Source organism: Bacillus cereus group sp. TH152-1LC (assembly GCF_027710505.1).
Taxonomy (GTDB): Bacteria; Bacillota; Bacilli; order Bacillales; family Bacillaceae_G; genus Bacillus_A; species Bacillus_A mobilis.
This window is the reverse complement of record NZ_JAQFNK010000014.1, coordinates 1-14031: the sequence shown is the minus strand read 5'-3', so window position 1 is coordinate 14031 and position 14031 is coordinate 1. Positions and strand designations below refer to the sequence as shown.

Sequence of the window (14031 nt, the reverse complement as noted above, 5' to 3'; positions counted from 1 at the left end):
GTACATCATCCATACTTCTATAAAAAAACATTTATATCAAATCGTTTTGTTTGAGTTTATTTAAAAGAAGGAACTTTACTTGTTATTTATGTATAAAAGGGTTTTCATTTAAAATTGAGGATTATCAATTCATTAATTTTATTTGCGGTTTTCATTACATGTTTTAAATTCATAAGTTTATTACCATACAACTACATTGTAACGAATTTTTTCTCAGAAGGGAACGATGAAACAAAAGGAATTAAAATAAAGTAGCATTTTGTAAGAAAAAAGGTATATTTTTCATACATCACGAACAATATACCTTTCAAAACACGAATTATAGCTTTTCTTTATACAACTCTAAATTTTCTAATAAACGCGCCTTCACAACCGGCCATTCGCTTACGATAATACTATACACAACCGCATCTCTCACATGACCACTTGGCAATTTTCGTTCACTTCTAAGCACACCTTCTTTAACTGCGCCTAACCTTTCAATTGCTCGTTGTGCCTTTTCATTTCTTGCATCCGTCTTAATTTGTACTCTCAGCATATGCAGTTTTTCAAAAGCATACTCGAGAAGCATATACTTACACTCTGTATTTATACTCGTACGTTGCACACTTGGATGATACCACGTTTGTCCTAACTCGACTGTTTTCTCTTCTACTAAAATATTATATAGACGTGTACTTCCTACAATCGTATTCGTCTGTTGATCCACTACAACGAAAGGTATTTCATTACCCCTTCCGTAACCCTTTATCGCTTTTTGAACATATTGCTGCATATCTTGCGCAGTATCCATTTTAGAGATTAAATACGCCCAAATGTCTCGATTTCCTTCTACAATCGAAAACAAAGTTTCGACATCATCACTATCTATTAACCGTAACTTTGCTCTTTCGTGAATCATTTCCATTTAAAAGCCCCCTTTGTTGTTACTATATCATACAAAACGAAAACGTTTTATAAGAATAATAGAATGTGTTTAAAAAGGAAAATTTTGATATTTCCCAATAAATGCTATATAATAATAAATCGGGAGGGGATAAAAATGCTAGATCAAATTACTTGGGGAACACCTGGCAGCTTATTATGCTTAGGATTCTTTTTTGCAGGACTAGGAATCTTTTTAAGAAGCATGACGTCATATTCAAAAAATAAATAAAAATATAACAAAAACAGAAAATAGTATACGTTTTAGGATATTTGATTTTCTTAGCTTGATAGTGATGTGGGAATACCCCGCTTTTAAACAAAAGAAGCCTTCCTTTTACAGAGGGCTTCTTTTGTTATAACTTTATCTTTTAAAAATTTAAAGTAACAAATAAGCAATCGGTGTAATAATAAGTAACGTTAATATCGTTCTTTGTACGTAAAGAATAATAAGTTCCGATACTTTTAACGGAATGTCTGTCGATAAAATACAAGGAATGGAAGCTGAGAAAAACAATATAGATGATACCGAAACAACCGCAATGACAAACTTTGTCACAAGTGGTGCACTTACAACTAAAAGAGAAGGTAAAAACATTTCCGCAATACCAACAGATGCCGCTTTAGCAGCTAGTTCTGCTTCTGGTAATTGTAAAGCCCACGTAAATGGATAGAAAATATAACTGATCCAATCAAATATTGGCGTGAATTTCGCTAAGACGATACCAATTAATCCTACTGACATAATAGATGGCAAAATTCCCATCGTCATAATAAAACCGTCTTTTAAATTCACTGCGATATTTTTCATAATACTCGGTGCAGACTTTGATACTTCTAGCGCATCTTCCCAAGCGCGTTCTAACATTTTCTCTTTATAAACAGGCTCTGGGAACCCTTCTTCCGTTACATATGTATCTGGTTTTCTACTTAGAGGCGGGATTCTTACGATGATAGCAGTTACGATGAATGTTACAACGAGAGTAGTCCAAAAATAAACATTCCATAAATGCATAATGTCTAATGTTTTTACGATGATGATCATAAATGTTGCGGATACTGTAGAAAAACCTGTAGCGATAATCGCTGCTTCTTTTGTCGTATACTTTCCTTCTTTATACACGCGATTCGTAATTAATAAAGCTAACGAATAACTCCCTACAAAGGAAGCGACCGCATCAATTGCTGATCGGCCTGGTGTTTTCCATAACGGTCTCATAATGGGACGGCAAAACGTACCGATAAATTCAAGTAATCCGTACCCGACTAATAACGCTAAAAAAGCCGAACCAATTGGCACGAGTAAACTTACCGATATTACTAGTTTTTCATACAAAAACGGCCCTACATCTGGTGCAAAGAACCATGCTGGCCCTACTTTCAAGCAATATAATACACCAAAGACAACACCAACTACTTTTAAAACAGAAAAACAAACATCTACGATAGATGCATTCCATTTTTTCGTATAAAACGGATAAATCCCACCCATTATCATAACGAGTAGTGCATAATAAGGTACGACGCTCGGAACAGAAGTCCTGATCCATGATACGATATGATCAATCATAATGGAAGAAGCACCGTTTATCGTAACTGGTACGAAAAACATAAACACCCCAACTAGACTAGCGAGTATAAACCGGAGAATAACCCCCTTCTCACTCCCAGTCTTAATTACATTCCTTTTTAATTCAATTTCACTCAAAATTCGACACCTCCTATTATCTAAATATTCTGTATAGTAATGTTAGACTCCTTCTTTCCATTACTATATTTAATCATATAGAAAAAGCCTATTTAAAATAGGCTTTTTCTGCTACTTCTCATAATCATCCACAATCACTTGAATCACACGATACGATTCGTCTGCCACTATTTTATTACTAGTCTTATTCGCATCATATGTAATTAACGCTTTCCAAAGCGCCCATCCTCTTGCTCTATTCCATGTTTCTTCATCTATGCGCAATACTTCTTTAAATACGGTTCTGCTATTCTTATCAAAAAATGTCCATGCCATCGCTGCATCACAAGCCGGATCGCCTACTCCTAAAATGCCAAAATCAATTACGGCACAAAGCTTTCCGTCTTTAACGAGTAAGTTTCCTGGAGCAACATCTCCATGAACCCAAACTGGCTTACGCTCCCACGTTGACTGAAGTGCTACATCCCAAAGATGATTTAATACTGTTTCATCAAAAACGTCCTTATTATTTTCGATCGCACCTCTCGCCTCTTCATCATATATAGATATAAGCCCGCCTCGGTAAAAGTTATGTGCCCCAGCGACCGGTCCGTTACTCACATCAATAGCTTGCAATTCCACTAAAAATGAACCTAAGTCCGCCGCAAATTCATTTAAGTCACGGACATTTTGTTTCGTAACTGTTTCTCCTTCTATCCACTTATTAATAGACCAAGGCCACGGATACTCTTCAGTTGGATTTCCTTTCGCAACTGGTGCAGAAATCGGTAAAGAAAGCTCCTTACTTAATATAGGTAGCCACTTGTTTTCTTTCTCTACTTGCGGTGCATATGCCGCGTCACTTGGCAATCTTACACTCATCTCATCCCCTAGATGAAACGTTCTATTATCATGCCCACTAAACTTTACAGGCTTCACTTCTAAATGTGCCCATTTTGGAAACTGTTCCCCTTTCAACCTTTTAACTAAATCCACATGAATTTGATTCATTCACTTACCCCCTTCTCTTTTGAAACTTACTAATTCCATCTGTACTCCCAACATATCCAAAACCATTTTTCTTATAAAAATCATTCAACGTTCGATTATGTCCCACACAATCTAGCTTCAAAAACTCTTTGTCACATTTCACATTCTCGTCTATCCATTGTAAAATCCACTCTCCTATTCCATTCCCCTTATACTTTCGTTTCACTGCAAATCTATGAATATATAAAGAATCTGAAACTTCCTCCTTACCAAAAATACGCTCATCCCATTCATTTTGCTTAGGTGATACTATAACTGTACCGATAATTTCATCTTCTTTCGTAACCACATATGTATATTTCTCTCTTATACCTTCTAGTATTTCAGCAGTAGCTTCTCCGCCTAACAAATACTACCATTGATCCACTTCTTTATGTTGTAGCCACTCTGCTACTTCTTTTAATAGAATGATAATGCTGTCGCTTTCCTCTTCAGTAGCAGTTCGAATTGTATATTCTTTAACTGTGTTTCTCTCCATATTGCTGTTCCCCTTTCAAATTACTACCATACTGATAATCGTGTTCTACCGTCATTTTCGTCTGTCACATATTCAACGTAAAAACCTTGATTCCGTGTGTTTTCATACATCAATTCAATCGCTTTTTGATCTTTAGCGTAAATTGTGACGTATGTACAATCCGCAACTAGTAAAACTAATTCACACTTACTTTCTTTAAACTCTTCATATGTTTCAATCTCTTCTAGTACTTCTCCTTTTGGGTATGCTTTTAAATCTGCAAAAATGAGATAATATATATTGTCTTTTATTAATTTTTTCAATTCTAATCCACTCATTACCTTGTTATCTTCTGAAAATAATTCCGGTCCTAGCCCATCAGATAATACGAAATAAGATTCCTCATTTTCCACTCGCCAATCAAATAATGTAATATCGATTGGCTTTAGCACTTTCCAAAGTAGATTATCATATTCATTTGGAATATCTACAATAACCCCTCGTTTCATTTGTTTGTACCTCCCTTATAAGCCATAAATACTCTTATTTCTTTCCCGAATACAAAATAGATGATTATTATCTAATCAAGCATATTATTCATTAAAAAACAAGAAAAAGCACCTCAGTTGTAACATATAAACCAAGGTACTTCCCTTTCTATTTTCCAATTCATTCACTTCGTCTTCACAAAATAATATAAAAACCACACCGCATGATTTTGTTCATCGGCCGCTATTCTGCGCAATAACTCTTTCAGATGTGCATCCGATGTTTCATCTGAAATTTCCAAATAAAAATCTACTGTCTTCTGTTCATCTTGTATTGCAAATTCTAATCCTTGTAAGTACGTATTCGGGCATCCTTCATTGATCTGTGGTTTCGGCTGCTGACCTGTTAAATTTGTATAGATTTGTACAAAATGGTGAAAATGCTTTATTTCATCGTTACGAATTTCAAGAATTTGATTTCGTTCCGCCGCATTTGGAGCCATATTAGCTAATTTCGCATAGCAACTTATTGCACTAAACTCTCCATTAATTGCTTTCTCAATATCACGAATCAACTTATCATTTTGCCTATACCAATCATAATAATTCGAATTATCCATCGTATCCCCTCCATTATTCCGCATAACATTTTATGCAATTTGAAATAGCAGGAGCATGTATATAAAATGATACCGCATCTTCTATTCCCTTTAAAATATAGAAAAACCTGTCCTACTGGATTTCTCTATCAGTTTATAAAAATCAAAAAAACGCTTCACTCCTAGTGAAACGTTTTTATCTTTTATGCATTTACTTCCGTTTTATGTTCCTTTACTACACTACGTTTGAAAGCAGTCGCTAAAATAATAACCATACTTACTCCACCAATCCAAACGAGTACAGTAAGAGGTGTACTCCAGCTTAACCCTTTTCCGAAGAAGAATATTTCTCTAAGCCCTTCAATCATAAATCGCATTGGCAACCATGCGTACACCCAGTCTTGGTAAAATGGCGACAACATTTCCGGTGCTAGTGATAATAATGGTGCCCCGAAGAATAGTAAAAGAGCGAATACACCAATTCCTTTTAGTCCAACTAATGAAAGTACCGCCGATATCATTAAGAAGAAACTAAACGATGTAATGGCTAAAAATAAAGCTGTATCGGTGAAATTCGAAATATTTAATCCTACCATACCATCCGCGATCCATGTAAGGCCAAATCCAATTACAAGTGCCGCGACAGCTCCTGTTATTATTTGTTTTAGTTTTAATACGAAGCTTTCTTTTCTTGTACTTACTGGCATTTTACTTATCGCAATAAAGATAAGTGCTGCGCTCGCTAAACTTGCAATCCATAACGGCTGGAATAAAGACATCGGCGAGTTACCGTTCGCACTATTTTTACCGATTTCATTTACATTTGTCACTTTCTTCGTAATCGGTGTTACCATATTTGAAACTTGATCTGCTGTTACTGTAGCTCCTTTTGCTTTCAATCCTTCTAATAGTTGCGCGCGAACAGTATTGTTCATATTATCAACTATCCCATTTAACATTTGTCCTGCCATAGTTGAAGCTGCTGTATTCATTCCTTGATTGATGAATATTTCTACCTCTGGCGAAGATGGCTGTGGCGTTCGTAATGATGCTTGTTTTGTGCTAAAGTCTTTCGGAATAACTAACGCTGCGTAATACTCTTGATTATTTAAGCCTTTTTGCACGGATTCCTTATCTTTTACTTCTACCCACTTCACCGCAGGCTCTTCCTCTGATTTTGATGTCTTTTTCATATTATCAACAATCGTTTTCCCCATGTTCATTTTCGGTTGATTCGGAATTTCTACTCCTTGATCCTCATTTACAATTGCAATTGGCAAGTTTTTCGGCTGAGGTTGAACAGTTGGAAATAATGTTAATGAAAAAATAAATACTACAAGTAGTGCAATAACTGGTGATACCAATAAAAGTTTATTTTTAAACATTTTCTTTTCTCCTCCTATCATTTGATTTATAATAACCAACAACGTGTTGTTTATTTATATTTGAATTATATGTTCGAGTTGAACCTTATACAATAATCAAAAATCGTGAATGTGTCGGTTATAAGACACATCCTTGAAATGTGTTGGCTAAAATGAAGGAGGGACATGCTTTGCGTGATAGTAATTTAGATTTACGTGTTGTTCGTACGAAAACTGCCATCCGAAATGCATTGGTGGAACTAATTGAAGAAAAAGGTTTTGACGCCATTACAGTGAAGGATATTACAACGAGAGCGAACATAAATCGTGGTACTTTCTATGCGCACTATCAAGATAAATTTGATTTAATGACGAAATGCCAAGAAGAAATTATGTATGAGTTTTCTAGCATAGCCAAACGGAAGTTGCCAGAAGTTATTGCGGATCTTGGATCAAACCCATCTCCAACAATGCCGTTTCTACTTATCACTTCTATTCTTGAATTTCTAAATGAAAATAGTGATTTTATGAAAGCTGTACTGAGCCCAAAAGGAGATTTATCTTTCCAAACAAAACTGAAAGACTTTATGTGGAAAACACTATTTGAAGATACGAATGGTGCTCTCATTAAGAAGGAGAATTTACTTGTCCCAAGCCAATACTTAGCTTCTTATATGGCATCTGCTCATATAGGTGTCATTCAGCAATGGTTAAATAACGGACAAAAAGAAACACCTGAGGAAATTGCTCGTATTTTATCTACAATCGCAGTTCATGGACCTTTTTATGCGGCTGGTTTAAAGAAATAAGCCGGCCAGCATAAAAACATTTTTTGATCAATTTGAACAGCAACAAATTGTTAAATGAACTTTATACTTCTATGAAAAAAGCTGTTGAAAGGTATCCCCTTCAACAGCTTCTCCATTATTAACGATATAAACGAACCGCACCTGCAGTATTATCATCTGCTTGTCCAACTACTTCAAATTTCAGCCCAAGCTTCGGTAATTTACGTCCTGCATCTGGGATTAAATCGTTCATATACGATTTAGAATCATCAAACTTCGTTACACCTGGTAATCCTTTATAATCATATGTTCCGCGTGTTGGAGATACAACCTTCCATGCTGGCGCTTGGTTAAAGGAGAACGCCGCATCTGCGATTTGGTATCGTGTACTATTTTTTACAGTTGGTTTGCCGTTTAGCGTTCCAACAATTGCCTCTGGGTGAGAGTCAACCACTCCTAAGAAACCTTCTCCTGGATGTAGACCAACCCAATTATCTGTAAAGCTAGAGTCTGCATACCATACTACAAGACCTGTATTATATGGTACACCACTACTATATTTCAACGCTTGATCCGCACCAGCATAGTTTCTCCACTCTAAGTAATAGTTATGTTTCTTCTTATCAAAACCGTTTGATACAACGAAACCATTTAATTTTAATTTTGCTTCGCCTTCCGCATCATCAGAGAACACCACATTTCCATCTACTGTTAATGTAGCGTTATCAAGCGTAAAACCGTTCGGTGCTAAACCACCATCTGTAATGTACTCGAATGCTAGTTTTATTTTTTGACCTTTAAATTTGCTTAAGTCATATGACTTATCTACCCATTTACCATCCGTTGTATCTAGACCATTTTTCACATTCTTTTCACCAATGCGATCCACTAACGTTTTCTTACCATCTTCTGTCACTGCATGTACTTCAAGGAAGTCATACTCCGTTTCAATTTCATACAATGTTTTGTAATCAAATTTCACCTGTGTTGCATTTGTTAAATCAAACACTGGCGTTTCTAATGTTGTATGAAGATTATCGCCTTTTGTACTATAATAATATTTCTTACCGAATGCAGGCTGAATACCTTTTACATCTTTATCAGGTAAGTTAACGCGAATCAAGCCAGGACGAGCTGATTTCGTTACACTTTGATCTAAGTACGTCGCCAAACCGATACCGCGATTTAATTTATCATAGTCAACCTCTACAATATTTGCCCAGTTCCCGCCCATGTTCTTTTGAAAATACTCTTTGTTTTGCGGAGAGAAACTCGGTGGCGTTGTACCTGCAATTTTACCAGCCCAACTGCCGCCGCTCATAACTGACCAAGAGTTAATCGGCTCACCTGCTCCTGAGTACTTCGTATCATATTCATCTGGAAGGCCTAAATCATGACCGAATTCATGTGCGAATACACCAACCGCTCCGTCTTCTGGCTCAATTGTGTAGTCGTATGCTGCCATTTTACCGCCCCAGTTATCAACCTTTGCTGTTGTTCCTTCAATTGGATATGGTGTTCCAAGGTTCCAGCGATGTGACCAAATTGCGTCATCACCTAGTCTACCGCCGCCTCCATCTTGTCCAACTCCCGCGTGAATAACCATTAAATGATCAATCAGACCATCGGGTTCATTTTTATTGCCATCACCATTATTGTCATATTGATCGTATTGGTCAAATTCAGATAAATCGATTCCACTTTCTACAGCTGCATGTAATGCCTCTTTTACAAAATCACGTGGTCCTTTTGGTCCTTTATTATCATGACCACCATCTCCTGCATCTGCGCCATACTCCGCCGCATTACCTGGTACTGTCAGCCACTTTGTTACTGTTCCATCGACTGTATAACTACCACCAGATTGCTCTTCATAATATTGTTTAAATGTTGGGACCTTTGATCCATCAAAGAGTGTAAACGGCTCATTACCAAATAACATTTTTTGATAATGTTCTGGATTAAAATCATTTGAATACATATAACCTGGTACTTGATCAATATTGTTATGTTTAAAATCAGCAAACTCTACTAACAATACTAGAACTTTATCTTTACGAACATCACCATTATATTGTTTTTGCTTCGCTGAAGTAGTTGGAACTTTTCCGTTTAATCCCCCTTTAACCGGCGCTTCACCTACCACTGGACCAGCAGTAGGTTGATCAACTTTTTCTTTCGCATCTGCTTTGGCATCTTTAACTTTTTTCAAAAAGTCAAAAGCTTCTCTTGAGACACTATCCCCTGCCGCTGGTTCTTTTCCAGCATTTTCACCTTTTTTCTTCTCTACGTATTTTTCAACAGCTTTTAATGTTTCTTCTTTCGACGTAGATTCACTAATTACACCGCGTTTCTTGAGCGCATCTGCTAAACGATCCTCTTGAATTAAATTTTCATCAATTGGACTTACAGTTCCTGTATGAGACGGCGTTGCCGCATAAACAGATTGACTACTAAATCCAAATGCGCAACTAAGCACAGCTGTCGCCGCAAGCGTAGACAGCACCTTAAAAGGTTTTTTCTTCATCCCTATTCCTCCCCAATATTAAATACGTTATAACGTTTATATAATAATGAAAATTCAGATAACTTTCAATATGTTGTCTGAATTTGTAATATTTTTGAAAATATTCTTTCGTTCGAATTGGTATACATTCTGATTCATCAATATTCCAGGTGGTAATAGCTGGCTAAAAAAATAAAGAGATCAATCACTATAATTAGTGACTGATCTCTTTATTTATCTAAAGCGCAACTCGCAACTACAACAATTCAATATACCCTTCTGTTCCATGTACCCGAATTCGTTGCCCATCTTTTATTAGTTTCGTAGCATTCTCCACACCGACAACTGCTGGTAATCCATATTCACGTGCAATTACTGCCCCGTGCGTCATAAGTCCACCAACTTCGGTAACTAACCCTTTTATAGACACAAATAACGGTGTCCAGCCCGGGTCAGTAAAAGCAGTAACTAATATATCTCCCTCTTCTAAATTCGCATCTTCCATGTTTAAAATAACGCGCGCTCTTCCTTCTATAATTCCGGATGAAACAGGCAAACCTACAATCGCATCAGCCGGGATGTTTTCTCGTTTATATTTTCCTGTAATGATTTCTCCATCAGATGTCATTATACGAGGAGGCGTTAGTTTTTCATATAATTTGTAATCATTTTTTTGTTTTTGGATAAACTCGTAATCTAGTTTATTCGTGCGAACAACTTCGTGAAGTTCTTCAAAAGTTAAATAGTATATATCATCGACCTCACGAATGACACCGCTCTGCACGAGTTGCTCAGCTTCTTTCAATAATGCCTGCTTATATATGAAATAACGATTAATCATGCCGTATTTTGGATATTCACGATAACCGATACAATTACGGACGTTGAGAATCATTCGCTTCGTTTCTTCTACTTTTTGTTTACCATCCGGCAAATGTTGTAATCGATCTACTAACTCTTCTTCTTTTTTCAAAGCTTCTTGCAGTCCTTCTTCAAACTTCCGCTTACTCGCGCCAACTTCAAAATCTCTTATATTATTTAAAATCATCGGGATAATAGTAGTTGGCTTTTCACTCCAGCGCGTTTTCGTAATGTCAATTTCTCCGCTGCATCTCATTCCGTATTTATCTAGAAAAGCAGAGATGGCATTTCGAGCTTTTTCTCCGCCTTCAAACTGAACTAATTCATCTAAAAAGCTATCATCTTCTACATGTTGTAAATACGCAATAACTTCTGGATACGGCCGAATCACATCAGCAACATCCATTAATGCTAAACCCATTTCAGACGTAATATTATTTTGTACAGACTGAGAAAGCGTATCTGCTGCATTCTTTTCGCCTAGCCATTTCTCCATCTTTTCATTGATCCATGTTGAAGCATTCATACCAGCCATAATGACAGCTATACTTTGCGGATTAAATAATACTTTCTTTAATTGCTGGATGTCTTCCAAAATGAAATCAAGTACATCCTTCCCTGATTTCATTTGCATGTTTCGTTTTAACTTTTCGATTGATGCTTCACTATTCTTTATTAAATTCGCAACGATTGCTGGATCATTTTCGATTTCTGGTTGCGAATTTGCAGGTGGCACACTTTTGCCAGCACTCTTCTCTTTTTCATCCTCTGGTAACAATGTAATAAAGTCATCTCGCTCAACTACAGTCGTTAATGCATCTTGTATGAGCGGATCAGATTTCCCTAAAGTGTTTATTAAGAAATCTCTGCTAGCAGGTGAAGCTAATCTTTGTGTAGCATCCACAAACAGCCTTCCCCCCGCTTTACGCATAGGAGCATTAGTCGTTAACAGGAAAAAAGATAACCCAAGCGGTTTCATCGCATCGGTCATCATTTGTTGATGGCCAACTGATATATACACATGATTTCCCCCATCATTTTCTTCAGGAATTGGATATAAAGTCGTAATGGGGCGACTTTGGACAATATAAAATGTATTATGGGCTAAACACCATTCAATATCTTGCGGACAACCAAAACAAGCTTCAATCTGTCTTCCGATACTTGCTAGTTGTAAAATTTGTTGTTCAGACAATGTTTGAAGTTTTTGTTGAGCCGGATCAATCTGTTTCGTCTCTGTTCCGCCCTCTTTTAAAGCATAAATAGCTATTTTTTTAGTCGCTATCATCGTTTCGGTAATTTCGCCTTCTTTTACTTTATAATTATCGGCAGAGACCAATCCGGATACTAATGCCTCACCAAGTCCAAAACTGGCATCGATTGATAACACCTTTCGGTTAGAAGTAATCGGATCAGCCGTAAATAAAATGCCCGAAGCCTCAGGAAAAACCATTTTTTGAACGACAACACATATAGAAACTTGATTATGTTCAAAACCATTTTGCATGCGGTACATAACTGCTCGCTCTGTAAATAAAGAAGCCCAGCACTTTCTTACATGCTGTAAAATCGCTTTTTCTCCGATAATATTTAAATACGTATCTTGTTGACCAGCAAACGAGGCATATGGTAAATCTTCAGCCGTAGCACTAGAACGCACGGCATACGCATGTTCATTTCCAAAACGTGAGAGATAATGAGCTATCGCTTCCACTACATCAAAAGGAATTTCTACTGCCATAATGACTTCTCTAATCTTCTCGCTAACTTCACCAATTTGAGCTCGCTCTTCCTTTTTCAACTTTGTTAGCTGCTGCAACAAAGTTTGAAGCTCTTCATTTTGCTCGATAGCCTTTTCATATCCTATCGTTGTAACACAAAATCCTTCTGGCACTTGCATCCCTTGAATGTTAGATAACTTCCCTAAATTGAAACCTTTTCCACCAACGAGTGAAAACTGCGTTTTTCCTATTTCCTGAAAATCGAGAACGAAAGAACTCATGTAACATCTCTCCTTATTTTGCATGTGTTCTTGATTGTAGCAGTAGTAAATACGAATAAACAGTCTATTTCGAACTTGATTTACATGATATAATTAAGTTAGGAAGAGATTAAAAAATGCCCCAGTTGCTTCATTCTGCAACTGGGGCTTCTTATTTCCGCTCAATTTTAAATTATAATTTGCTCACAACTAACTTCAATGTATTTCTGTTTATCCCTTTTATTATAGAAACGTCATTCATTATCACATACAATTCTTACCTCAACAAATGGTATATAACCCGAAGTATGCTTTATTTTATCCTCCTGTGAGCCTTTTCACAGGAGTTTTTATACATACATATATTATTTTTATAATGAATCAGTTCTCCTATTTTTCAAAAGCTTATTCTGTGTCATAATAACGCTTTTTAGAATATATATATACCTTCTAATTTTTCTAAAAAAGGATGATTGTATTGGAAATGAAAAAGCTTCAAGGAATGTATGATGATGTTATTAGTTTAGGGGAAAATTGTTATACTGCTATTTATCTAAAAAAATATAGATTGCGGAAATATTCAGGTCCTCTAGATTGGTTTGAATCACCGGATCTTTCTTCTATCAATGAATTATTGAAAAATAACTTTATAGACTTTATGGATTTAAAAAACATGCACGCAATGCCGGATCAAAATGTTGTGTTTAATGATGGTGTGATACAACCTGTTTTTTCTCATATTATAAAAGACACAAAATATAACGTAACATCTTATCATGATTTCCCTGTTATTCCAAATGAAGATTGGTTCACCACATACCATGATTTTAAACAAAAATTAGATCGAAGAATTGATAACCTTTACAAAATAATTCATAATTCACAGTCCATTTTATTTGTTAGATGGGGCGGAAACTTGATTGAAGCGCTAGAATTACAAACAGTTTTATCAAATATTGTTAAAAATAATTTTAAGATCCTTTTACTCTATCCAACAGGACTTGAAAATGAAATAAACGAATTAGAATGGGGGCTTGATCATGTTCTTCCCATTCAAGTTTCAAGTAATTATCTAAATAAAAGAACTTGGTATATCCTCTTAAAAGATATACACCTAAACTCAAAATAATAAGTAGCTAAATACTATGCAGCTTAAATAATGCTCAGTGGGGCTATCGCTTTTCACACGCTTAAGGAAAAAATTCATTTCGGTACATTCGTTAAAAATAAGATTATTAACCTTTCTCTAAGAACCTGTTTAGAATCTCTGGTATAATCTGTACAAAAAAGGATGATTCCTATGATACATAATTATACAAGTAATAT

The 14031-nt window shown here is 36.0% G+C and carries 10 protein-coding genes and 1 pseudogene; 2 read left to right on the top strand and 9 right to left on the bottom strand.

The window, feature by feature from the left end:
* Positions 1-319: 319 nt before the first annotated feature.
* The 7 genes and pseudogenes from PDL00_RS24005 to PDL00_RS23975 form a co-directional block, all read right to left on the bottom strand.
* Entirely contained in the window at positions 320-907 is a 588-nt protein-coding gene (locus PDL00_RS24005) for a GNAT family N-acetyltransferase (RefSeq protein WP_270731554.1), read from the bottom strand.
* Between the two features lie 396 nt (positions 908-1303).
* On the bottom strand, positions 1304-2632 hold the full coding sequence (locus PDL00_RS24000) for a YjiH family protein (protein WP_270731551.1): 1329 nt from the start codon (positions 2630-2632) through the stop codon (positions 1304-1306).
* Positions 2633-2743: 111 nt separating this feature from the next.
* Positions 2744-3622: an aminoglycoside phosphotransferase family protein gene (locus PDL00_RS23995; RefSeq protein WP_270731549.1), complete on the bottom strand. Its 879-nt coding sequence runs from the start codon at positions 3620-3622 to the stop codon at positions 2744-2746.
* Between the two features lie 4 nt (positions 3623-3626).
* Positions 3627-4139 (bottom strand): annotated as a pseudogene (locus tag PDL00_RS23990) (GNAT family N-acetyltransferase).
* A gap of 23 nt (positions 4140-4162) precedes the next feature.
* A complete protein-coding gene (locus PDL00_RS23985) occupies positions 4163-4627 on the bottom strand; it encodes a DUF2691 family protein (protein WP_270731547.1) in 465 nt (154 codons plus the stop codon).
* A gap of 164 nt (positions 4628-4791) precedes the next feature.
* On the bottom strand, positions 4792-5226 hold the full coding sequence (locus PDL00_RS23980) for a ferritin-like domain-containing protein (protein WP_242251670.1): 435 nt from the start codon (positions 5224-5226) through the stop codon (positions 4792-4794).
* A gap of 182 nt (positions 5227-5408) precedes the next feature.
* Positions 5409-6629, bottom strand: coding sequence for a YhgE/Pip domain-containing protein (locus tag PDL00_RS23975; protein ID WP_270731740.1), 1221 nt, complete (start codon positions 6627-6629; stop codon positions 5409-5411).
* A 131-nt stretch (positions 6630-6760) separates the two neighbouring features.
* Here PDL00_RS23975 and PDL00_RS23970 point away from each other — a divergent pair, with 131 nt between their 5' ends.
* Entirely contained in the window at positions 6761-7378 is a 618-nt protein-coding gene (locus tag PDL00_RS23970; protein WP_313895074.1) for a TetR/AcrR family transcriptional regulator, read from the top strand.
* A gap of 118 nt (positions 7379-7496) precedes the next feature.
* Here PDL00_RS23970 and PDL00_RS23965 read toward each other — a convergent pair whose 3' ends face one another.
* Together PDL00_RS23965 and ppsA are read right to left on the bottom strand one after the other, a co-directional pair.
* Entirely contained in the window at positions 7497-9884 is a 2388-nt protein-coding gene (locus tag PDL00_RS23965) for an immune inhibitor A domain-containing protein (protein ID WP_270731544.1), read from the bottom strand.
* A gap of 235 nt (positions 9885-10119) precedes the next feature.
* A complete protein-coding gene (gene ppsA, locus PDL00_RS23960) occupies positions 10120-12726 on the bottom strand; it encodes a phosphoenolpyruvate synthase (protein WP_270731541.1) in 2607 nt (868 codons plus the stop codon).
* Between the two features lie 448 nt (positions 12727-13174).
* On the opposite strand from ppsA, the gene PDL00_RS23955 reads away from it, so the two are divergent.
* Positions 13175-13834 (top strand): DUF1796 family putative cysteine peptidase, encoded by a 660-nt coding sequence (locus tag PDL00_RS23955; protein WP_270731537.1) that lies wholly within the window; start codon positions 13175-13177, stop codon positions 13832-13834.
* The last annotated feature ends 197 nt before the right edge of the window (positions 13835-14031 follow it).